This window comes from Edaphocola aurantiacus, assembly GCF_019797745.1.
In the GTDB taxonomy this organism is placed as follows: domain Bacteria; phylum Bacteroidota; class Bacteroidia; order Chitinophagales; family Chitinophagaceae; genus Edaphocola; species Edaphocola aurantiacus.
Map to the genome: position 1 here is coordinate 636,772 of NZ_VOSI01000001.1, position 21,425 is coordinate 658,196.

Below are 21,425 nucleotides of genomic sequence, written 5' to 3' on the forward strand. Positions count from 1 at the left end.
AAACAAGAACGGCAGCGGTATACCGCTGCCGTTTATTATACGCTATATTTTTATTAAATCCATGCCAGCAACATATCCGGTGCTATACCAAAAACGATAACCGCACTACCAATGATCGCCATAACTACTTTGTCCATTGTGGTTACCGGTGTAATCAATTCCGGCTCCCCGGTTTTGAAATACATTGCCATAATCACTTTGAAATAGTAATATAAGCTCACTGCGGCCATTACCAGGGCAAAGATCACCAGCCAGAATGTACCCGGCTGCTCCAGTGCTGCTGCAATCACAAACCATTTCGCGAAGAAGCCCGCTGTCAGCGGAATGCCGGCCAGGGACATCAGGCAGATAGAAGCGATCAGTGCAAGGAAAGGATGCTTCTTCGCCAGCCCGTTAAAGCCATCGTATGTATAATCTTTCAGCTTCAGTAATACTCCGAAGATACCTACCGTAGCCAGTGTATAGGCAACCGCATAGATGATCATACCTTTCATTGCCATTGCATTACTACCGATCACCACAAACATCATAAAACCTGCCTGTGCAATGGAAGAGTACGCCAGCATACGTTTTACGCTCTGCTGGTATACCGCGGTAATATTACCGATCAGTAAGGTCAGCACTGTAATGGTGCCCAGTACAGTTACTTTCCAGTAAGGATCAAGGTTGGCAAAGCCTTCCATAAACAATCTCATGAATGCAAAGAATACAGATACCTTTACAATAGTCGCCATAAACGCAGTGAATGGTGTCGGCGAACCATCATATACATCCGGTGTCCAGAAGTGCATTGGTGCTGCACTCACTTTAAATCCTAAAGCAACCAGCATAAACAATACACCTACTACGCCCATTATATTCAAAGTACCGGTAGCATAGAAATTAAATCCGTGTATATCAAAGGTACCCATTGCACCATACAGTAATACAATACCCATCAGCAGAATACCGGTAGAGAAAGCACCCATCAGGAAATATTTCAGGGATGCCTCACTGCTCTTCAGGTTACGTTTATCAGATCCGGAAAGGATGTACTGAGGAATAGAAAGAATTTCAATACCTAGGAACAGGATCAATAGGTTGTTATAGGTAGACAGAAGGAATACGCCGCAAAGGATGAAGAAGTGCAGGGCGTAATATTCACCAACGTGCACACCCACTTTTTCAATACTGCGGCCTACCAGCAGGATGTAAAAGAAAGAGCAGGAGCTCATCAGTACATTAAACCATAAGGCATAATTGTCTACACGCAGCATCTTACCGAACAAATCGGGAGATGCCTGTGCGCTGGCCAGCAGACGATTATAGTCTGCCAGTTCCCAAACGTTAAGCCCTACAAGGCCCAGCATCAGGATGGCGGCAAAGTGCGTAAAACTCTTCTTTTCTTTTACAGTCAATGCGGCAAACATCATCAGGATGGCAAAGACTGCGGTAGCTATTAATGGTTTCATTCTTCTGTATAAAATTTATTGCAGGGCAATAAGCAATTTGTTTATGTTAGTACTTCTGTTCGGTTTCAAACGGTATTACAGCAATTGTAATAACAGGTTCGGATATACACCCAATATGATAATAACGGCAAGGATCAGGTAGATGCTGAGGCGTTCATTCATACTCATATCTGCAATCGCCATTTCTTTTTTATTGCCATAAGCTACTTTCTGTACCATGTTTAGCATGTAGATGGCGCCGAGAATAATACCCAGACCGGCTATCGCCATGTAAATAATATGGTTAGGATTAGTGCTCTCAAAAATACCCAGGAACAAAAGGAACTCTCCTACAAAGCCATTGGTTAATGGGAGTGCGATACTGGAGAAGGTAATAACCACCAGGGCAATCGTCATCTGCGGTGCAGCACCGGCCAAACCTCCCAGTTCATTCATATTTCTGGTACCATATCGGCGCTCGATCATGTCTACTACCAGCCATAATCCGGTGATGGTGATACCGTGGTTAAACATCTGGGCTACTACACCAACCGAGGCATTATGCGTGTCGGCAAAAATACCCATGATCATCAGGCCAACGTGGGCCAGAGAAGAGTATGCAATCAGGCGCTTAATATCTTTCTGAACAATCGCCAGCATAGAACCGTAGATAATACCGATCAGTGCCAGAATCATAATGATGTTACCGAACTGCTCTGTACCACTAGGGAATACAGGATACAGCCATTTGATTACCCCGAATAAACCCATCTTCACCATCAGGGCACTCAATACAATCGTTACCGGAGTCAGCGTCTGCTCATAAGCACCGGCCTGCCAGGAGTGCAGAGGGAAGATCGGCATTTTGATACCGAAGGCGATGAAGAATAAAACGAATAAAGTATTCTGCACGGCCATTGGCAATGCGGCACCAGTCGCTAAGATTGTGTCATAGTCAAAGTTTCCGTTTGGTGTTTGCAGATAGAGATAGATCAGTCCACCCAGCATCAGCAAGCTACCCAGGAAAGTGTATACAAAGAATTTAAAGGAACTTTTGATGCGGTCTTTATCACCCCATTGTCCGGCAAGGAAATATACCGGTATCAGCGCCAGCTCCCAGAAGAAGTAGAACAGTAATAAATCATGTGCCAGGAATACGCCCATCAGACCAGCCTGAGCCAGCAGCATCAGACCATAGAAGCGATGCGGCTGTTCGATATCCTTATTCCATTGTGCCAGTAAGGTCAGCGGAAAAACGATTGCGGTCAGTAAAGTCATCAACAAGGCTGTTACAGATCCCTGCAGAGCAAAAGAAGCCCCCAGTGTAGGCAACCAGGTATAACTGATTGTATGTGTCTGTTCTTTTATCCCGCAAAGACTTAAGGCTGCAACAACCAGCGTAAGCAGGCTTCCGAATAATGCCCATGCCTTTACGGCTTGTGCCTTACGGAAGGCAAAACTTGCCAGTCCGGTAATCAAAGGAATAACTAAAAGTAAAATAAGTGACATCTGTTTGATTTATAATTTCTGATAGCCGAGGCTATATTCAATAACTATTTTATTGTTGTTTACATATACAGCAATCCGAAGATACCGATTGCAAATATGATAATGATACCGATAACCATTGCAAACAGGTAAGAACCTACCTGTCCGCTCTGCAGGTTTTTAAGACGGGTACTACCCCACTGTACCAATTGACCCAGACCGTTGACACCACCGTCGATACCCTTCTGTTCTACAATATTGTTCAGGATTCGGGCTTTCCATGCCAGCGGGCGTACAATCAGGAAATCATAGATTTCATCTACATACCATTTGTTCTCCAGAACTTTAGCAAGGCCTTTGGCTTCGCCAAACTGCTCTTTACGGGTGATCACTCTGGCTACATACATCATGATCAGTACAATTGCAGATGCAATACCCATCAGGGTCAGCTCCATTGTATGATCCAGGTGATGGATATCGAAGTTCTGTACAACAGGACTTAAATATTCATTCAGCAGGTGATGGTGTGAGAACACTTCCGGTAAGCCTACCAGACCACCAACTAAAGATAATATGGCTAGTATAATCAGTGGAATTGTCATTGTTGCCGGGCTTTCATGCACGTGATGCTTCTGCTCTTCTGTACCCCTGAAATTACCCGTGAAGGTATAGAAGTATGCACGGAACATATAGAACGTGGTCATCATAGCACCCAGTAAACCTAAATAGTAGAACATTGGGTTCTTAGCATAAGCCGCAGCCAGGATCTCATCTTTAGAAAAGAAACCGGAGAAGAACGGGAAACCGGAGATCGCCAGACAACCGATCAGGAAGGTAAATTTAGTGATTGGCATATACTTACCCAGTCCACCCATCTTGCGCATATCCTGCTCGCCACTCATCGCGTGAATAACCGAACCGCTGCCCAGGAATAACAGGGCTTTGAAGAAGGCGTGTGTCATTACATGGAACAAGCTGCCCACATAAGCACCAACACCCAGTGCCAGGAACATATATCCTAACTGACTCACTGTTGAATAAGCCAGTACTTTTTTAATATCATTTTGTTTCAGTGCAATAGATGCTGCCAGCAGTACGGTAGCCAGGCCAATGATCGCAATCATATTCTGCGCCATAGGGGCCAGGTTGAACAGGGCATTGCTACGCGCAATCATATAGATACCTGCGGTAACCATCGTTGCTGCGTGGATAAGGGCCGAAACGGGTGTCGGACCTGCCATCGCATCCGGCAACCAGGTGTATAACGGAATCTGCGCACTTTTACCCATAGCACCGATGAAGAAACAGATCGCAATCGCATTAGTCATACCGCTGCCGATCATGTAACCATTCTGTGTCTGCGCTCCGATACCTCCCTGTAATTGTGCAAAGAAGTCGTTGTACGAAAGTGTTCCGAAATGATACACGGTCAGCATCATCCCTACCAGGAAACCAAGGTCACCTATACGGTTCATGATAAACGCTTTCTTAGAGGCATTGGTGTATTCTTTATTCTTATACCAGAATCCGATCAGCAGGTATGAGGCCAGACCTACACCTTCCCATCCGATGAACATGACTACATAGTTAGCGCCTAATACCAGCAGTAACATAAAGAACACGAACAGGTTCAGGTAAGCGAAGTATTTGGTAAAGCCTTCATCATCGTGCATGTATGATGTAGAGTACAGGTGAATCAGGAAACCAATACCGGTAATGATCAGCAGGAACATTGCGGAGAGCTGATCTACCATAAAGGCAAAAGGAATTTTGAAATTACCAACGGTGATAAAATCAAAGAGGTGAACGATGCCCTGCCCTGCGGCAGCGCCGTTTTTCACTTCAAAAAAGATGCCTAAAGACACGGCAAAAGAAGCCAGGATGGCTGTGCTGCCGATGATACCGGCCAGCTTTTTAGGCATAGATTTCCAGAATAATCCGTTTAACAGGAACCCGATCAAAGGAAATAATGGAACTAAATATACAAGTTGTGTCATAAATTATTTGCTTAAGCCTTGTGCTAGAATGCTGATTAGTTTTTCAGGCGGTTGAGGATATTAATATCGACAGAGTTCACTTTACGGAACATCATTACAATAATAGCCAGTCCTACCGCGACTTCGGCTGCTGCCACTACCATGATAAAGAATACGAATACCTGTGCACCAGGATCTCCGTGCACTTTAGAGAATGCCACCAACAACAGGTTCACAGCATTCAGCATCAGTTCGATACACATGAAAATGACAATCGCATTTCTACGCATCAGCACGCCCATTACACCGATGGCGAACAGGCTGAAACTTAAAAATAAATAAGATTGTATCGGCACTTTAAATAGTTTTAAATTGTTCTTACTTAGTTGATTTTTCTTCTACTACTTCTTTTCTACCGATCACCATAGCGCCTACCATAGCCGCCAGGAATAATACGGAACTTAATTCGAATGGTAATACATAATGGTCAAACAGGGTCTTACCCAGTACTTTGATCAGACCAATATCTCCTGCATCTGTAACCGGGATCTGTGTCAGCTCTGCCTTACGGAAAGCAGATAATACAACCAGCAGCAGGGAACCTGCACTAATCAGCGCAGCAAAGTGCACCAGTCTGCTTTTCTGCGGCTCTGTATCCGTGTTCAGGTTCATTAACATGATCACGAACAGAAAGAGTACCATAATGGCTCCTGCATAAACAATAATGTTTACGATAGCCAGGAACTGTGCATTCATCAGGATATAGTGACCACTGATCGCAAAGAATGTTGCAATCAGGAACAGTACACTGTTTACCGGGTTACGACTGATCACCACAAAGATGGCACAGACAATAGCCCATAAACTTAAAATCCAAAATATAATATCGTGTAAACTCATATGATCTTCAATTATGGGATTAGCCTTTCTGCTGTAATTTTAAACGTTTCTGTTTTACCTGCTCGTCGGTCAGCAGCATATCCTGCTTCTTGTATACAAAATAATCGCGCTGATAGTTGGCCGGCATTACCGTTTCGGACAGGTAGATGGCATCTTTAGGACAAGCCTCTTCACAATATCCGCAGAAGATACAGCGCAACATATTGATCTCATACTTTGCTGCATATTTTTCTTCGCGGTACAGGTGTTCCTCACCCGGCAGGCGTTCTGCAGCTTCCATAGTGATAGCTTCGGCAGGGCAAGCCAGGGCACACAGTCCACAGGCGGTACATTTTTCACGACCCTCTTCATCACGGTTCAGTACGTGCAGTCCACGAAAAACGGGGCTGAACGGACGTGTCTCTTCCGGGTAGTTAATGGTTGCTTTCTTCTTAAAAATATGGCTCAGGGTAATGCTCAGCCCCTTCATCAATGCAGGAATGTATATCTTCTCTGCAAAGGTCATCGGACTTCGGTCTACCGACTGTGCTCTATTCGTTAATGATTCCATTGATATTGATTCGGCTTGCGCCTTGCTTATTTTTTATTAAAAAAGAACAGGATTACCGCTCCGGTCACCAGCATATTGAACAGGGCCAGCGGGATCAGTTTAGTCCAGCCGAGGTTCAGCAGCTGATCGAAACGGAAACGAGGCAGGGTCCATCTTACAAACATGAAGAACAGGATAAAGCCCACTACTTTCGCCATCAGTACTCCTACACAGATCAGCGAGAAGATACCAGAAGGCACTGCTGCCTGCACCTGATCCATCCACGGGAAGTTATACCCTCCGAAGAATAATGTTGCCAGCACTGCTGAGGAGATGAACATATTGATGTACTCTGCAAACAGGAACATACCCAGCTTCATGGAAGAGTACTCCAGGTGATAACCCATATTCAGCTCACTCTCACTCTCCGGCATGTCAAAAGGCGCACGGTTCAGTTCTGCAAAAGAACACACCAGGAAGATGATAAAGCCTAAAGGTTGCTTAAAGAAATTCCAGGTAAAGTAATTACCGTCCCAGAATCCGTGTTGTTGTTCTACAATTGTTCTTAAACTTAAGGTACCGGTCAGCATCAGTAAAGCGATCAGACTTAAACCCAGCGCCAGCTCATAGCTGATAGCCTGTGAAGCCGCACGGATCGCACTCAGCAGGGAGAACTTATTGTTGGAAGCCCAGCCACCCAGCATAATACCATAAACACCTATACTGACTACACCGAACACATATAAGATCCCAATATTAATATCTGCTACCTGTAAAGCAACGGTTCTTGCTCCTTCTGATCCATTGATGACAAAATCAGGACCCCATGGAATGATGGCACTGGTCATCAGGGAGGTGAAGATAAACATGGCCGGGGCCAGCATGAATAACCATTTGGTAGAGTTATCGGGAACGATCTCTTCTTTAAAAAACAGTTTACCACCATCGGCCAGCGGTTGTAATAAACCGAAAGGACCTGCTCTCAGCGGACCGATACGGTCCTGCATAACAGCTGCAACTTTACGCTCTGCCCAGGTAGAATATGCTGCAACACCCATTGATGCGGCGATGATGATCACCACCAGAATTATTTTCTCTAAAATCAAGAAAGTATCTATACTCATCTTTTTATTTTAATTATATCGTTTTGATGCGTCTGCGGCTTATTTGAAATCGTTGGAGTGTGCTGGTCCAGGAATGCGGTCCAGGTGTACACTTGGTTTGTTCACCTCACTTACACTATGTATATCCAGTGTATACTTAGGTTCCTGTCCGATCACTTTATCAATCAGCTTCTCTGCTTTACCGGCAGTACCTTCAGTACCGGCATAGTGCCCTTGTGATATTACAGAGTGGCGGTTGATATTAGTAGGCCCTTCGATCACCCAGTCTTTGGTATCTTTCTTGTCAAAACGACATTCATTACAGATCCAGCCGGTCTTACCATTGCTGGCTGTAGCCACTTCACCCCATTCGTCTTTACGTGCCGTTACACGGTATACTTCATCGCCACGCATCCATAAACGTACTTCACCACAACAATTAGGGTTGCTACAGTTACGGTGTGCATCTAAAGGCTTGGTAAACCATACACGGTTTTTAAAACGGAATGTTTTATCGGTCAGTGCTCCTACCGGACATACGTCAATAACGTTACCGATAAATTCATTGTCCAGCGAGTTTTTGATACAGGTACTGATACGGGAATGCTCTCCGCGATCCAGTACACCATGCTCTCTTCTTTCTGTCAGTTGCTCGGCAGTATACACACAACGGTAGCACAGGATACAACGGTTCATGTGCAATTGTATATACGGACCAATATCTTCCGGAGCAAAGGTACGGCGCGGGAATTCGGTACGGGTACCTTCCTTGCCATGCTCATATCCCAGATCCTGCAGGTCACACTCACCTGCCTGGTCACACACCGGACAATCCAGCGGGTGGTTCAGCAGTAAGAATTCTGTAACGCCTGCACGGGCATCGGGTACTTTTTCAGAAGTAATATTTTTCACCTCCATCCCGTCCATTACGGTAGTACGGCAGCTGGCGACCAGTTTAGGCATCGGGCGGGGATCTTTTTCAGAACCCTTACTTACCTCTACCAGGCAGGTACGGCATTTACCACCGCTACCTTCCAGTTTGCTGTAATAACACATAGTCGGTGGTGCTACTGCTCCCCCAACCTTACGTGCTGCTTCCAGAATGGTTGTTCCGGGAGCCACCTCTACGGTGATGTTGTCTATTGTTACTTTAAAATTTTCTGACATGATATATATAAGTCAAAAAGTTAAAAGGCAAAATGAAAATTAAAAACTTCACATTTCGTCTTTACTATAAACTCTTCTATTTATTAGCATTTATAATTATTGAAGCGATGATCTTCGAAATCTCATCAGCCTCTGCCACCATCTGGTTAATCTCTTCTTTATTACATTCAAAAGTATCTCTTATTAAGCAAAGCCAGTACTTTGTTTCGTTTGCAGACTTCAATGCGACACCCAGATACTTCAGCCAGTCATTTTTGCTTATGCCTGCTTTACCTTCTATAACATTGGCACCAATAGAAGTGGCTGCCCTGACCAACTGGTCAAATACAGAAGCAAAGACCATATCAAACCTTGCTGTTTTTACAAATTCCAATACTGTTCTTGAAAAGTAAAAACATCTTTGCCTGATATTAAATGGCTTTCCTCCTCCTTCCATCACAAACTCTTCAAACTCCATCTGCGTTTTGCTTTTTTACTTTTGAATTATTGTGCTGCCACAATCGTTCTAGGCTCTGCATAATGTGCCAGGCCATAGTTACGGGTTTGTGCCTCTTCCGGATGCAGTACGTGCCATTCGAACTCATCTCTGAAGTGCCTGATGGCTGCGGCTACCGGCCATGCAGCAGCATCGCCCAGCGGACAAATGGTATTACCCTCGATTCTGCGCTGGATGTCCCATAACAGATCGATGTCTTCCATTTTACCCTTTCCGTATTCAATGTTTTTCAAAATTTTGTACATCCAGCCGGTTCCTTCACGACAAGGCGAACATTGTCCGCAACTCTCATGGTTGTAGAAATGAGCCAGGCTCATGGTATGGCGCACCACACACTGATCTTCGTCCAATACAATAAATCCGCCGGAACCCAACATGGTACCTGTCTGGAAACCACCTTCAGAAAGACTTTCATAGTTCATCAGGCGTTTATTACCATTAGACTCATGTAATAAAAGATTTGCAGGCAGGATAGGCACGGAAGAACCACCCGGGATACAGGCTTTCAGCTTTTTACCATTCGGGATACCTCCGCAATATTCGTCGCTGTAGATAAACTCTTCTACAGACAGGTTAAAATCGATTTCGTAAACACCTGGTTTATTCAGGTTACCACAGGCAGAGATCAGCTTGGTACCGGTACTGCGACCAGCACCCAGTTTAGCGTATTCATCGCCTCCCATAGTAATGATCGGTCCTACGGCAGCAATGGTTTCAACATTGTTTACCACGGTAGGTCTCATCCATAAACCCTGCACCGCAGGGAATGGTGGTTTGATGCGCGGATTACCCCGTTTACCTTCCAGCGATTCGATCAATGCAGTCTCCTCACCACAGATGTAGGCTCCGCCTCCACGTTGTACGTAGATCTCACAATCAAATCCTGTGCCTTTAATATTTTTACCCAGCCAGCCGGCTTCTTTTGCTTCTGCAATGGCCTGCTCCAGGATATCCGGAATCCAGGCATATTCACCACGAATGTAAATGTAAGATGTATTAGATCCTAAAGCATAGCTGGAGATAATCATACCCTCGATAAACAGATGGGGCAAGAACTCCATCAGGTAACGATCCTTGAATGTTCCCGGTTCAGACTCATCGGCATTACATACCAGGTGACGCGGCACGCCTTCCGGTTTGGCCAGGAAGCTCCATTTCATACCGGTAGGGAAACCCGCTCCTCCACGGCCACGAAGACCACTCTTCTTCACCTCTTCCACGATCTCGTCCGGAGACATTTTCAATGCCTTCTCCACACTGCTGTACCCACCGTTTTTACGATAAGTATCATAGTAACGGATACCTTCAATATGTGCTTTTTCTAATAATAATTTCATCTTATACAGTTCAAATGTAAAAGCAGGTGTATGTATGCACGCCGCTTTCTAATTTACTTAGTCTTTTATTGCTACTGCCTGCCGGCTCCACAATTGCAGCTGCCCGCCAGACTGTTTTTTCCATATTTCCATTACGGATAGCGTTACCTCAAAAGGGTATTGTTCATATTGGCCTTCTACTTTTAGTTTGCGCCGCACCCTGATAAAATCCTGCTCTATGTCTTTTTCTTCTATACTTATCTGATCAATAGACTGGTAACTGACTTTACCGGTTTCCAGGTCATCGATCAGTTCATTTTTGTTCTGTACCCATCCGTTAGAGTGGCCGATACTTGCACTACGGTGCAATAACCGCTCCAGCTTGCTGATATCTTTGTGCACTAAAGCACTATCCAGGCTGGCAAAATAACGGGGCGGATAAACCGCAGTTTCCTCAATATCTCTTGCTCTTTCAGGAGCCAGATTTACGGCCAAAGCCCTGGCTTCTGCCATCGAAAAGTTCCCGTCTATCTCTACTTCCCCTCCGGCAATCTCATTCAGCACCATTGGTGCCATAAGCAGCCGTCCATTCATGAGCACGAGTATTTTCTTACCAATGCTTTCCCGGGTAGCCTTACCGAAAGCCGCTCTGCCTGCAGGTGTAAGCACCACGCGGACAACAGGTCTTCCTGTGTATTCGGTACTTTCTGCCCGGGTAGTTGCAATGTCCTTATTCGTAACAATTGCACTATCGGGATTATAATAAAGAACTTCGTTTGTTTGTTTATCGGTCACATATGTTTTGCCTTTGGGCAAAGCCTTGTAAAAACCAACAATTGCCTTTTGCTGGGCTGTACCTGTAATTTGCATCAGACAGCATAACAACAGCAGGCAGCCGAACAGGCTATTTGTCTTTTTGCTCATAATCATGGTTGAACATCCAGTTGATGCCGAAAGCATCGGTCAGCATACCGAATTTCGCACCCCAGAATGTATCCTGCAATGGCATGGTAATATTAGAACCTTCGCTCATTGCGGCAAATACGCGATCAATGTCTTCTACTTTTGTAAAGTTCATTGACAGGCTTACGTTCGTACCTTCGATTACCGGAAATTTATCGTCTATTACATCAGAAGCCATAATAGTCAGATTGCCTGCTTTCAAAGTCGCGTGCATGATCTTATCACGATTTTCTTCTGTAACCTCCATCGGGCTTTCCCCAAAAGTCTGTGCAAACAGGATCTCCCCGTTTAATGCTTTTGCATAAAAGTCAAAAGCTGCTTTTGCAGTGCCTTTAAAATTCAGATAAGGTACGATAGCTTCCATAGTATTGTTTGTTTAAGTATTTTAATGTTGTTTCTTAAATATATAATCTTGTTTACCGTTACCGGTTAATTGCGTTCCGTCTTCTCCCAGTTGACATAACTGGTCTTTACTGATCCGGTACATTGTTCTTTCACCACCGGCATCGGTCAGTTCAAGGATCTCGTTACGGATCACAAAACTTCCACTGTCTACTGCAGGTACAATCAGATTGGTATCATTTACCGCTTTGGTACTGATCGCATAACTGTTATCTTCTCTCAGTATAATGCTGGTCAGCATAGCATCACAGGTAGCGCAGGGTAATTGTCCTACATAAGTACCTACCAGTGACTCATCCAACATTGGTTTATCAGTAGTCATTGTTTTCCGTTCGGCATGTCCTTCTTTTCCGGATTCCTCATTTCCACACGCAGCAAAAAGGCCCGAACCGAAGACCAATAATAAGATACAAAGCTTTTTCATAAGGGTTCAGTTTGTAATTTAGTTCGCAGTAGCCGCTGCCGCACGTAGTTCCTCAATCAGCTGGTCCACTTTTTCGATCGTAAGATTTTCTTTATAGAATTTACCCAGCTGCATCATTGGTGCATATCCGCAAGCGCCAAGGCACTCTGCAGGCTTCAGGGTAAACAGTCCGTCCGCGGTAGTCTCACCGGCTTTAATGCCCAGTTTGTTTTTGATATGATCAATGATCTGATCGCTGCCACGCAACATACAAGGTCCGGTCTGACATACTTCCAGCACATACTTCCCTACCGGTTTCATGTTGAACATGGTATAGAATGTAGCTACCTCGTATACTTCAATCGGTTTGATATCGAGCAGAGAAGCGACATAGTCCATTACCGGCGCATCCAGCCAACCGCCAAATTCTTCCTGTGCCAGGTGTAATAATGGGATCAGGGCACCTTTTTGCTTTCCTTCCGGATAGCGGGCTATGATCTCGTTTACTTTATTTATCTTTTCCGGAGAAAACTGTATCATTTCTCTAATTTAGTATTATTCTTTTTCTTTTTATATAGCGGAGCCATTAAGCATCCAGCTCACCGGCAATTACATTGATCGAGCTCAGCGTTACAACAGCATCACTGAACAGTCCGCCGGCAACCATTTCGTTAAATGCCTGGTAGTAGATAAAGCATGGTCTTCTGAAGTGCAGTCTGTACGGAGTACGACCACCATCACTCACCAGGTAATATCCTAACTCACCATTACCGCCTTCTACCGAATGGTACACCTCGCCCGGAGGCAGATCGGTTTCACCCATTACAATTTTGAAGTGATAAATCAGTGCTTCCATTTTGGTATACACATCAGCTTTCTCCGGCAGGTAAAATTCAGGAGCATCAGCATGGAAAATGCTGCTGTCCATTCCTTTCAGTTTATCCAATGCCTGCTGAATGATGCGGTAACTCTCCCACATCTCACCATTGCGCACCAGGTAACGATCATATACATCACCGGCACTTCCCACTGGAATTTTAAAATCAAATTCGTTGTAAGAACTGTACGGGCTATGTACACGCACGTCATAGTCTACTCCTGCAGCACGCAGGTTAGGACCAGTCATGCTCCAGTTCAGCGCACGCTCTGCACTGATAGGACCTGCGCCGATACAGCGATCCATGAAGATACGGTTACGGGTAAGCAGGGTTTCAAACTCTTTCAGCACTGCCGGAAATCCTTCCATGAAATCATGAATTTTTTTCCAGGTATCGTCCGTGAAGTTGCGCTCAAAGCCTCCGATACGGCCAATATTGGTCGTAAGACGGGAGCCACAGATGCCTTCGTAGATCTCATATATCTTTTCGCGCCATTGGAATACATAAGTAAACGGAGTCAAGGCACCGGTATCTACCCCGATTACGGAGTTACATACCAGGTGATCTGCGATACGGGCCAGCTCCATAATGATTACGCGCAGGTAATCTACACGCTTAGGCACTTCCAGACCCACCAGTTTTTCGATGGTCATATGCCAACCGAAATTATTGATCGGTGCCGAACAGTAGTTCAGCCGATCGGTAAGCGGAGTAATCTGACTGTAAGGTCTGCGTTCCGCGATCTTTTCAAATGCGCGGTGGATATACCCTACCGTCATTTCTGTTTTGATCACACGCTCGCCGTCAATCTCCATTATGTTCTGGAAAATACCATGTGTAGCCGGATGCGTAGGACCAAGGTTAATGGTCGTCGTTTCCTTTTCTACAGAATTTTCCGCAAGTTGTATATGTTTTTCAACCATAAAAGTTGAATTTATTTTTGTTTTAAATCAACATAAAATTAAAGCCGGATCAAGCATGCTGTACTGCATACCTAACCGGGCTTTTATCTACCAAACATTTCATCGTCCTTATCGAGTCTTGTCGGATCTTCCATCTGATATTCCTTGCGCATAGGGAAGTAATCCATCTCATCCACATTGAGGATACGCTTCAGATTGTGGTGACCGACAAAGTTAATTCCGAAGAAATCGTATGTCTCACGCTCCATCCAGTCTGCACCGGAAAAAACGCTGGTCAGTGAATGTGTATCCGGTGCTGCAACAGGTACAAATGCTTTCAGGCGCAGTCTGATATTATCTTTCAGATTGTGCAGGTGCGTAATGATACCCAGTTCTTTACCTTCTTGTTCCGGGTAGTGAATCCCGGTAATATCGGTCAGAAACTGAAACCCGAGCTCCTGGAACAGGAAGGTCGCGATAGCCAGATTCTGATCGGCAGGAATAGTACATTCAAGCATGCCCCATGGTTCTGCCCATTGCAGCGCTGCTCCGGAAAAAGCCTGGTTCAATCGTTCCTGTATGATTTCTTTCGTCATGATAAATTATATGCTTCAGCAGCCTGTTGAGGCTAATGATTACTGTATTCCGTATTCGTTTAATAAGGCTTTGTATTGCGGACTGTTTCTGCGTCTCAGGCTTTCATTCTTCACAATTTCCTGCAGTTTCATCACACCATCCAGGATACCTTCCGGTCTTGGCGGACAACCTGGTACATAAACATCTACCGGTATGACCTGGTCTATACCCTGCAGTACAGAGTAAGAGTCAAATATACCGCCACTGCTGGCACAGGCCCCGATTGCTATTACCCAGCGCGGTTCTGCCATCTGCAGATACACCTGGCGCAATATCGGCGCAAGTTTTTTAGAGATGGTACCGGCTACCAGTAACATATCACACTGACGCGGAGTGAAGGCCATACGCTCAGACCCGAAGCGGGCCAGATCATAGTTAGCACCCATCGTTGCCATAAATTCAATACCACAACAGGAGGTCGCGAATGGCAAAGGCCACATAGAGTTAGCCCTGGCCGCGCCGATCGCCTTATCAAACATCGTCGTCATAAAGCCTTCGCCCCAATACCCTTCCGGGATCTCGGCAAGCGTTACCTTACTGTTTTCATTATATTGTACTGGTCTCACAAGACATTAATTTGACAGTTAATTATTGTATGGCACAGCCATAGATCCGTTTCTAATCCTCCCACTTAAGGGCACCTTTCTTGATCACATACACAAAGCCGCAGACAAACAGTGCTACGAACATGAGTACCGCCAGGAAACCTTCTGTACCCAGCTCTCTGAAGTTTACTGCGTAAGGATAGAAGAAAATCACTTCTACATCAAACAGCACGAAGAGGATCGCTACAATGAAGTATTTAACCCCCATTGGCTTACGGGCATTACCAATCTGTTCGATACCACTCTCGAAGTTGATGAGCTTATCTTTGGTTTTGCGTTTAGGCCCTAACATATGGGTCAGCAACATCAGCAACGATACTACTGCTCCGGCAATAAGCAGCTGAATGAGCACCGGAGCATAGGATCCGATACCTTCTGTTGATGCAAGCCACAAAAAATTACACATACGTGACAGTTGATTTGAATAAAAAGATTGTTTGTACACTTATTTATGCCGCAAACTGACCTACAAAAATAAGATAAGTGCTATGATTTAACAAGTTTTTTAAAGAACGAATGCCTAAAAAAATACAAAAGCTACAATTTTTTAATGTGAGCCCCAAAACAAAGTTTGCCGGGACAAACACATATACATTTCACCCATTCATGCAAACAAAAAAAGAGAGGCCTTTAAGCCTCTCTTTTTCGATCAATATAGCATTAATTAATGCCTTTTGCCTTGAAATATTTAATGATCTGATTTGCCGTTTCGTTGTTGGCATCCAGTGCTAATGTTTTCTTAGCGTAGTCTACTGCTGTTTTACCATCATTACTGTTGTAGTAATACAGAGACAGGTATACGTATGCAAAGATTTCGTCTTCTTTTTTACGGGTATCGCCTTCTTTAGAAGGTTTGCTTAACCATGTTTTGAATGGCTCAACAGCTGTACCCAGTTTCGCTTCAGAATCCTGTGCAGCAGCAGTACGTGCCAGCCAGAAGTAACCAATTGTTTCCTGAGGATACTTCGCATTAAATGCTTCCAGGCGTGTTTTTGCTTTTGCAAAATCTTTAGCGAAGTAAGCATAGTAACCAGAGTTGAAGTAATCCAGTGGAGATGCTTCAGGATATGCAGTTACCAGTTTAGTATACCAGTCAGATACTTTAGTCCAGTTTTTAGTCTCTTTGTATCCGTCTGCGATTTTACGGTATAATGCCGTTTTATCTTCTTCTGTATTCTTTTCCAGTGCTTTCACATAGTACTCTTCTGCAACAGCAGCATACTTAGCTTTGTTTGCAGTGTCCTGACTAGCCATAGCATTGTTTACATATGCATAGTACAGATCATCTTCGTAAGTGAACTCTTTAGCATCTTTTACCAGACCGCGATATTTGTTGAAACTAGCCAATGCATCAACATAGTTATTATCCTGATATTGCGCATAAGCCAGACCTCTGTACAGGGTTGGTGTTTTCTCACCCTCACCTTTGTTGATCAGTTCCTGGTATTTCTGAGATGCTTCTTTATAGTTTTGTGTTAAATACAGGATGTTACCATAACGCAGCTGATCCTGAACTGTTTTATCAGAAAGTTTCAGATACTCTTCGATATTTTGCTTAGCCAGCTCGTATTTACCACTTCTGTAGTATACTTCAGCCAGGTCACCATAAGGCATTGGGTTTTCTTTATCCGCATCTTTAGCCAGGCTATAGTTTTCCAGGGCTTCTTTATACTGACGGGCATTCAACCATAACAGACCTTTACGGGAATAAGCCAGGGAGTTTGCACCACCCAGTTTAATCGCCTCGTCAAATACCTGTGTAGCCTCACCGTTAGATGCACCGGTATTCTGTCTCATCAGGGCATCACCCATAGCGATCAGTAACTGTGCATTATCGTTTTTCTTTTCTTTTGCTATTCTGTACCAAGCTACTGCCTGATCTACCTGTGTAGCTGTTTTGCTGTAGGTAATCGCATCTGCTGCAACTTTATACTTTTCCCAGTCTTTCTTTTTCGCTCCGTCTACGATTTCATTTAAAATCTTCATCGCGTCATCGCCTTTCCCTTCTGTAAAGAGTACACGTGCAGTACCAGCCTGATTGTAGAAGTCTTTAGGAAACTTAGCAAAAGTAGCTTTTGCCGCATCTACCTTACCTTCTCCCAATTGTACCAGACCGAAATAATAGTTTGCCTCAGGGCTGGAAGCCGCCAGGGGCTCCAGGGTTGTGTGCGCACTACTATAGCGTTCGTAGCTCAGCAATTTCTTTCCGTTCTCTAATGATTGCGCATTAACGTCGTACACAACTGCAGATGCAGCGGCAGTCGCCAATACTGTGATGAATGTTCTCATTGTTTATGTTTACGTTTACTTGTTTACTTAAAAATTGATACTCTATAGATGCTTTTTACCTACCTAAGGTTTAATCTCCGCTTCGCGAATGATTAATTGTACCTGTAAAGGTTGCATCATGGCCTTGCCGATAATCATCTGTCCGGGTTCGCTGGTCAGGAAGTTGGCAAAGCCTGCTCCCAGTTCAGAATCCTGGCGTACAATGAAATACAGTTTACGCACCATCGGATATTCTTTCAGGGCTACACTCGCCTGGTATGGCTTAATGAAACGCTGTAAGGTATCATTCTGCAAGGATACAACTTTTACATCGCTTCGGAAAGTTCCGTACCCGACATTGCTCTCCGGATCGAAGGCGTGGCTCATACCGATCAGTCCGATGGCATCAGGAGTCTTGGCTACGTACTGGATCACCTCTTCGCTGTTATTTGCCGCAAATAATTGTGCAGACAGTTTTTGTCCGGGTATCAGAACGTCTGTAATATAACGGGCAATGCTACCGTTTTTATTATCTACAACAACCGTATACTTACGGGCAAAACCGCCGGTCAGAATCGCTTTCAGCTGGCCCAAAGTCATTAATGAATCCTGGGTGCCTTTATGACCTACAATAACGATAGCATCCTGGGCGATAGCCACAGAACGGGTATAGATATTCCTGGATTCGCAGGATTTTATCTCCTCCGGACTCAGTTCTCTGGTAGTCATAATCATCTGAACCTTGCCGCTGAACAGCTGTGCAAAGCACTCACTCTCCGGCAGATAGGATGGATTGATCTTGGCATTGGGATAAGAAGAGTCAAACACATTGACTTCTTGTGTGATGACCGGCTTGTAGCTCTCATCTACTGCAATATTGATACTGCCAGATGTGCGCGTGTCGGTGCTCTTACTTGTAGTGGCCGCAGGCTGTGTATTGCCCCCGCAGGAAGCCCATAACATGGCTGCGCCAATCCCGAAAAGGGAGAATAAAACGTATTTTTTCATGCTTTTGCTTTGCAATAATAGCAAAATTACATATTTGATCATTGGATTTTTTATTTTTAATAACTATTATTTAACGCAAACGCCGTAATATCGGCCTGTATTTCATAGGACGCGATGCCGTTCACTTTCCACACATATATATAAGCCCAATACAAGGATTATTGATTTATAAGACAGGCCCAGCTTGCATTAGCCATGAAATATAAAACTATGGTAAACTTTTCTGTGCCTGTTTTATTTGCTGCGCCTGATGCATTATCTTTGAGACTCAATTAACCTAAATAAACAAATATATTATGGCACAAATAGCATTTAAAGGCAATCCGGCTAACACTATCGGTACACTTCCTGAAGTGGGTAGCCCGGCACAACCATTTACCCTGACTTCTTCCAGCCTGGAAAACAAGAGTCTGTCTGACTACCAGGGCAAAAAAGTAGTGCTGAACATTTTCCCTAGTGTAGATACCGGCATTTGCGCTACATCTGTACGTAAATTTAACGAGCAGGCCAGCAACCTGGACAATACTGTAGTCGTGAATATCTCTAAAGATCTTCCTTTTGCGCTGAACCGTTTCTGTGCATCTGAGGGTTTAAATAATGTAGAAAACCTGTCTGACTTCCGCGGTACATTTGGTGCTGATTACGGTGTTACGATGACCGATACTCCGCTACAGGGCTTACTGAGCCGTGCAGTTGTTGTACTGGATGAAACAGGAAAAGTGGTGTATACAGAGCAGGTTCCGGAAATCACTACAGAACCAAATTACGATGCAGCATTGAATGCACTGAAATAATTATAATCATCTTCAAAGTATTGGCTGAGTACCTTCCGTATTCAGCCAATCTGTTTTAAAGCATGCATACACCCAACACACTTATTCTTTTTTTGCAGCAACTGCATATCTTTTCTGAAGCGGAGGCAATAGCCATTGCCGGATTGTTTACGCCCCGTAGCCTACAGAAAGATGAGTACCTGGTGCGGGAAGGCATGCCCTGTACAGAGATTGCCTTTATTGAATCCGGCATTTTCCGCTCTTTCTATACAGATGAGCAAGGTGGGGAGTTTACCTATTGCTTCCGGTTTCCGGACGATTTTATTGCAGCCTACTCTTCTTTCATTACGGGCAATCCGAGTGTGGAATATATCCAGTCCATAAGTACTGCCTGCATCTGGACCCTACCGAAATCGGCTGTTGATGAGCAAGCCGCCACCAACCCTAAATGGGTACAATTATTACGCCTCATTGCGGAACAGCAGTTTCTGGAAATGGAACGCAGATATATACAGCTGCAGAGAGATCATGCGGTAAAGCGGTATACCACCCTGCTGCAACAGCAACCGGAATACTTACAGAAGATTCCCCTGCAGTATCTGGCCTCCTATCTTGGCATCAGCCAGCGACACCTCAGCCGCATCCGCAAAGAAATCGCGATTTAGACATTTGTCCTTTATCCGGCTATACGCTACCCCTACCTTTGTATCCTCAACAATAAAAAGGTATGCGTATTCTTATCCTAAACGGACACCCCAATCCACAATCATTTAATGCAGCCCTTGCACAGGCTTATGCTGAGGGGGCTATCGCTTCCGGTGCATCGGTACAGGTGCTGAATCTATATGAACTGCAATTCGACCCTAATCTTAAGTATGGTTATCGCCAGCGTACGGAATGGGAACCTGATCTGATTAAGGCATGGGAACTGATGCAATGGTCTGAGCACATGGTATGGGTGCATCCTGTTTGGTGGGGAGGGCTTCCGGCTTTACTGAAGGGATTTATAGACCGGCTTTTTCTTCCCGGAAAGGCCTTTAAATATCGTCCCAACTCTGTATGGTGGGATAAATTACTGGCCGGAAAGACAGCCCGCGTCATTACGACGCTGGATCAGCCGGGATGGTACTACCGTTTACGATTCGGCAGGCCAAGTGTAAATCAACTCAAACGATCAACCCTGGAATTTTGTGGCATTAAACCAGTGAAAGTAACCTACTTCAGCATTATCAAAACAGCAACAGAAACCCAGCGCAGCGAGTGGTTGCGCAAGGCAGCAAAAATGGGTCAGGATAAAAAATAAAACAGCAGGCAAATAAAAGAGCCGGTCGCTTCCTGGAAGCGACCGGCTCTTTTATTTTGACTTAAGATTTAATACACGTGCTGCCCGCCATTGATGGCATAATTGGCACCGGTGATAAAAGCCGTATCCGGTGCGGCCAGAAAAGATACAAGGTGTGCAATCTCTCCTGTACCACCCAGGCGACCTACCGGTATGCCAGATACAATCTGCTCCCGTACCGGCGCTGCAACGGCCATAACCATATCAGTAGCGACATAACCCGGAGAAATAGTATTTACCGTAATGCCTTTTGTTGCCACTTCAATAGCCAGTGTTTTGGTAATGCCATGCATACCGGCTTTCGCAGCAGCATAGTTTACCTGCCCGAACTGGGCTCTCTGACCATTTACAGAGGAGATATTAATAATGCGGCCATATTGCTGACCAATCATAGGATTGATAACATGGCTGCAGCAGTTAAATACGCTGGTAAGGTTCGTGGCGATGACTTCATGCCATTGATCGGGTGTCATTTTGCGAAATGCCCCGTCACGGGTAATGCCTGCATTATTGACCAGGATATCTACAGTACCATGATCTGTTTCAATAGCACGTATCATTTGCCCCACTTCTTCATAGCTGCATACATCTGCTTTGTACAACTGAAAATCATAACCTTCTTCGGCCATCTTCTCTTTCCAGGCTTTGGCCTTTTCTTCAGAGCGGTAATTGGCACAAACGATATAACCATCATCACTCAGGCGTTTACAGATATGCGTTCCCAGTCCGCCGGTAGCCCCGGTTACTAATGCAATGTGTCGGTTTTCTGTAGTCATTTTTCTTTTAAAGATAACCTATACCGGAATGAATACTTGTTAATAAATTAATAAGCATGAAAAT

Annotated in this window: 24 protein-coding genes; 3 read left to right on the top strand and 21 right to left on the bottom strand. The window is 44.6% G+C overall.

All coding sequences use genetic code 11. The features are described 5' to 3' along the window. Window positions 1-53: 53 nt before the first annotated feature. The 20 genes from FTD44_RS02695 to FTD44_RS02790 form a co-directional block, all read right to left on the bottom strand. Window positions 54-1,451 carry an NADH-quinone oxidoreductase subunit N gene (locus FTD44_RS02695; protein ID WP_129020784.1) on the bottom strand — a complete coding sequence of 466 codons (1,398 nt, stop codon included), beginning with the start codon at window positions 1,449-1,451 and terminating at the stop codon, window positions 54-56. Window positions 1,452-1,526: 75 nt separating this feature from the next. Continuing rightward, a complete protein-coding gene (locus FTD44_RS02700; RefSeq protein WP_129020783.1) occupies window positions 1,527-2,939 on the bottom strand; it encodes a complex I subunit 4 family protein in 1,413 nt (470 codons plus the stop codon). Window positions 2,940-2,998: 59 nt separating this feature from the next. Further along, the gene (gene nuoL, locus FTD44_RS02705; protein WP_222165046.1) at window positions 2,999-4,915 is read right to left on the bottom strand and encodes an NADH-quinone oxidoreductase subunit L; all 1,917 of its coding nucleotides are present in this window, start codon (window positions 4,913-4,915) and stop codon (window positions 2,999-3,001) included. 35 nt (window positions 4,916-4,950) lie between these two features. Next, the gene (gene nuoK, locus FTD44_RS02710) at window positions 4,951-5,250 is read right to left on the bottom strand and encodes an NADH-quinone oxidoreductase subunit NuoK (protein WP_129020781.1); all 300 of its coding nucleotides are present in this window, start codon (window positions 5,248-5,250) and stop codon (window positions 4,951-4,953) included. Window positions 5,251-5,272: 22 nt separating this feature from the next. Beyond that, complete coding sequence (locus tag FTD44_RS02715; RefSeq protein WP_129020780.1) at window positions 5,273-5,794, bottom strand: NADH-quinone oxidoreductase subunit J family protein; 522 nt, start codon at window positions 5,792-5,794, stop codon at window positions 5,273-5,275. A 19-nt stretch (window positions 5,795-5,813) separates the two neighbouring features. Beyond that, on the bottom strand, window positions 5,814-6,344 hold the full coding sequence (gene nuoI, locus FTD44_RS02720; RefSeq protein WP_129020779.1) for an NADH-quinone oxidoreductase subunit NuoI: 531 nt from the start codon (window positions 6,342-6,344) through the stop codon (window positions 5,814-5,816). Between the two features lie 26 nt (window positions 6,345-6,370). Further along, complete coding sequence (gene nuoH / locus FTD44_RS02725; protein WP_222165047.1) at window positions 6,371-7,447, bottom strand: NADH-quinone oxidoreductase subunit NuoH; 1,077 nt, start codon at window positions 7,445-7,447, stop codon at window positions 6,371-6,373. A 39-nt stretch (window positions 7,448-7,486) separates the two neighbouring features. Further along, window positions 7,487-8,593 (bottom strand): 2Fe-2S iron-sulfur cluster-binding protein, encoded by a 1,107-nt coding sequence (locus tag FTD44_RS02730; RefSeq protein ID WP_222165048.1) that lies wholly within the window; start codon window positions 8,591-8,593, stop codon window positions 7,487-7,489. Between the two features lie 76 nt (window positions 8,594-8,669). Next, entirely contained in the window at window positions 8,670-9,050 is a 381-nt protein-coding gene (locus tag FTD44_RS02735) for a four helix bundle protein (protein WP_222165049.1), read from the bottom strand. Window positions 9,051-9,076: 26 nt separating this feature from the next. Continuing rightward, window positions 9,077-10,426 carry an NADH-quinone oxidoreductase subunit NuoF gene (gene nuoF / locus FTD44_RS02740; RefSeq protein WP_129020776.1) on the bottom strand — a complete coding sequence of 450 codons (1,350 nt, stop codon included), beginning with the start codon at window positions 10,424-10,426 and terminating at the stop codon, window positions 9,077-9,079. Window positions 10,427-10,483: 57 nt separating this feature from the next. After that, window positions 10,484-11,329 carry a nuclear transport factor 2 family protein gene (locus tag FTD44_RS02745; RefSeq protein WP_222165050.1) on the bottom strand — a complete coding sequence of 282 codons (846 nt, stop codon included), beginning with the start codon at window positions 11,327-11,329 and terminating at the stop codon, window positions 10,484-10,486. Beyond that, complete coding sequence (locus tag FTD44_RS02750; protein ID WP_222165051.1) at window positions 11,310-11,732, bottom strand: VOC family protein; 423 nt, start codon at window positions 11,730-11,732, stop codon at window positions 11,310-11,312. Before FTD44_RS02750 ends, FTD44_RS02745 begins: the two co-directional genes overlap by 20 nt. 21 nt (window positions 11,733-11,753) lie before the next feature. Then, window positions 11,754-12,194 carry a copper resistance protein NlpE N-terminal domain-containing protein gene (locus tag FTD44_RS02755; protein ID WP_222165052.1) on the bottom strand — a complete coding sequence of 147 codons (441 nt, stop codon included), beginning with the start codon at window positions 12,192-12,194 and terminating at the stop codon, window positions 11,754-11,756. Between the two features lie 18 nt (window positions 12,195-12,212). Next, complete coding sequence (locus FTD44_RS02760; RefSeq protein ID WP_202616018.1) at window positions 12,213-12,713, bottom strand: NADH-quinone oxidoreductase subunit NuoE family protein; 501 nt, start codon at window positions 12,711-12,713, stop codon at window positions 12,213-12,215. Window positions 12,714-12,759: 46 nt separating this feature from the next. Further along, window positions 12,760-13,974 (bottom strand): NADH-quinone oxidoreductase subunit D, encoded by a 1,215-nt coding sequence (locus FTD44_RS02765; protein WP_222165053.1) that lies wholly within the window; start codon window positions 13,972-13,974, stop codon window positions 12,760-12,762. Window positions 13,975-14,057: 83 nt separating this feature from the next. Then, window positions 14,058-14,549: an NADH-quinone oxidoreductase subunit C gene (locus tag FTD44_RS02770; RefSeq protein WP_222165054.1), complete on the bottom strand. Its 492-nt coding sequence runs from the start codon at window positions 14,547-14,549 to the stop codon at window positions 14,058-14,060. 39 nt (window positions 14,550-14,588) lie between these two features. Further along, entirely contained in the window at window positions 14,589-15,155 is a 567-nt protein-coding gene (locus FTD44_RS02775; protein ID WP_129020769.1) for an NADH-quinone oxidoreductase subunit B, read from the bottom strand. Between the two features lie 52 nt (window positions 15,156-15,207). Continuing rightward, complete coding sequence (locus FTD44_RS02780; protein ID WP_222165055.1) at window positions 15,208-15,600, bottom strand: NADH-quinone oxidoreductase subunit A; 393 nt, start codon at window positions 15,598-15,600, stop codon at window positions 15,208-15,210. A 254-nt stretch (window positions 15,601-15,854) separates the two neighbouring features. Then, a complete protein-coding gene (locus tag FTD44_RS02785; RefSeq protein WP_222165056.1) occupies window positions 15,855-17,483 on the bottom strand; it encodes a tetratricopeptide repeat protein in 1,629 nt (542 codons plus the stop codon). Window positions 17,484-17,546: 63 nt separating this feature from the next. Then, window positions 17,547-18,470 (bottom strand): PstS family phosphate ABC transporter substrate-binding protein, encoded by a 924-nt coding sequence (locus FTD44_RS02790; RefSeq protein WP_222165057.1) that lies wholly within the window; start codon window positions 18,468-18,470, stop codon window positions 17,547-17,549. Window positions 18,471-18,766: 296 nt separating this feature from the next. Here FTD44_RS02790 and tpx point away from each other — a divergent pair, with 296 nt between their 5' ends. The 3 genes from tpx (at window position 18,767) to FTD44_RS02805 (ending at window position 20,546) form a co-directional block, all read left to right on the top strand. Then, window positions 18,767-19,264 (top strand): thiol peroxidase, encoded by a 498-nt coding sequence (tpx, locus tag FTD44_RS02795; RefSeq protein ID WP_222165058.1) that lies wholly within the window; start codon window positions 18,767-18,769, stop codon window positions 19,262-19,264. A 62-nt stretch (window positions 19,265-19,326) separates the two neighbouring features. Further along, the gene (locus FTD44_RS02800) at window positions 19,327-19,908 is read left to right on the top strand and encodes a Crp/Fnr family transcriptional regulator (protein WP_222165059.1); all 582 of its coding nucleotides are present in this window, start codon (window positions 19,327-19,329) and stop codon (window positions 19,906-19,908) included. Between the two features lie 62 nt (window positions 19,909-19,970). Continuing rightward, complete coding sequence (locus FTD44_RS02805; RefSeq protein ID WP_222165060.1) at window positions 19,971-20,546, top strand: NAD(P)H-dependent oxidoreductase; 576 nt, start codon at window positions 19,971-19,973, stop codon at window positions 20,544-20,546. A gap of 68 nt (window positions 20,547-20,614) precedes the next feature. Here the strand turns inward: FTD44_RS02805 and phbB are convergent, their stop codons facing one another. After that, entirely contained in the window at window positions 20,615-21,361 is a 747-nt protein-coding gene (gene phbB, locus FTD44_RS02810) for an acetoacetyl-CoA reductase (RefSeq protein WP_222165061.1), read from the bottom strand. Window positions 21,362-21,425: the final 64 nt, after the last annotated feature.

Bases quoted from the DNA above. Each gene is read 5' to 3' on its own strand.
- FTD44_RS02695 (WP_129020784.1), bottom strand. From the start codon at position 1,451: ATGAAACCATTAATAGCTACCGCAGTCTTTGCCATCCTGATGATGTTT.
- phbB (WP_222165061.1), bottom strand. From the start codon at position 21,361: ATGACTACAGAAAACCGACACATTGCATTAGTAACCGGGGCTACCGGC.
- nuoF (WP_129020776.1), bottom strand. From the start codon at position 10,426: ATGAAATTATTATTAGAAAAAGCACATATTGAAGGTATCCGTTACTAT.
- FTD44_RS02755 (WP_222165052.1), bottom strand. From the start codon at position 12,194: ATGAAAAAGCTTTGTATCTTATTATTGGTCTTCGGTTCGGGCCTTTTT.
- FTD44_RS02785 (WP_222165056.1), bottom strand. From the start codon at position 17,483: ATGAGAACATTCATCACAGTATTGGCGACTGCCGCTGCATCTGCAGTT.
- nuoL (WP_222165046.1), bottom strand. From the start codon at position 4,915: ATGACACAACTTGTATATTTAGTTCCATTATTTCCTTTGATCGGGTTC.
- FTD44_RS02805 (WP_222165060.1), top strand. From the start codon at position 19,971: ATGCGTATTCTTATCCTAAACGGACACCCCAATCCACAATCATTTAAT.
- FTD44_RS02760 (WP_202616018.1), bottom strand. From the start codon at position 12,713: ATGATACAGTTTTCTCCGGAAAAGATAAATAAAGTAAACGAGATCATA.
- tpx (WP_222165058.1), top strand. From the start codon at position 18,767: ATGGCACAAATAGCATTTAAAGGCAATCCGGCTAACACTATCGGTACA.
- FTD44_RS02750 (WP_222165051.1), bottom strand. From the start codon at position 11,732: ATGGAAGCTATCGTACCTTATCTGAATTTTAAAGGCACTGCAAAAGCA.
- FTD44_RS02735 (WP_222165049.1), bottom strand. From the start codon at position 9,050: ATGGAGTTTGAAGAGTTTGTGATGGAAGGAGGAGGAAAGCCATTTAAT.
- nuoI (WP_129020779.1), bottom strand. From the start codon at position 6,344: ATGGAATCATTAACGAATAGAGCACAGTCGGTAGACCGAAGTCCGATG.
- FTD44_RS02790 (WP_222165057.1), bottom strand. From the start codon at position 18,470: ATGAAAAAATACGTTTTATTCTCCCTTTTCGGGATTGGCGCAGCCATG.
- FTD44_RS02800 (WP_222165059.1), top strand. From the start codon at position 19,327: ATGCATACACCCAACACACTTATTCTTTTTTTGCAGCAACTGCATATC.
- FTD44_RS02780 (WP_222165055.1), bottom strand. From the start codon at position 15,600: ATGTGTAATTTTTTGTGGCTTGCATCAACAGAAGGTATCGGATCCTAT.
- FTD44_RS02700 (WP_129020783.1), bottom strand. From the start codon at position 2,939: ATGTCACTTATTTTACTTTTAGTTATTCCTTTGATTACCGGACTGGCA.
- FTD44_RS02715 (WP_129020780.1), bottom strand. From the start codon at position 5,794: ATGAGTTTACACGATATTATATTTTGGATTTTAAGTTTATGGGCTATT.
- nuoH (WP_222165047.1), bottom strand. From the start codon at position 7,447: ATGAGTATAGATACTTTCTTGATTTTAGAGAAAATAATTCTGGTGGTG.
- FTD44_RS02745 (WP_222165050.1), bottom strand. From the start codon at position 11,329: ATGAGCAAAAAGACAAATAGCCTGTTCGGCTGCCTGCTGTTGTTATGC.
- FTD44_RS02770 (WP_222165054.1), bottom strand. From the start codon at position 14,549: ATGACGAAAGAAATCATACAGGAACGATTGAACCAGGCTTTTTCCGGA.
- FTD44_RS02765 (WP_222165053.1), bottom strand. From the start codon at position 13,974: ATGGTTGAAAAACATATACAACTTGCGGAAAATTCTGTAGAAAAGGAA.
- FTD44_RS02730 (WP_222165048.1), bottom strand. From the start codon at position 8,593: ATGTCAGAAAATTTTAAAGTAACAATAGACAACATCACCGTAGAGGTG.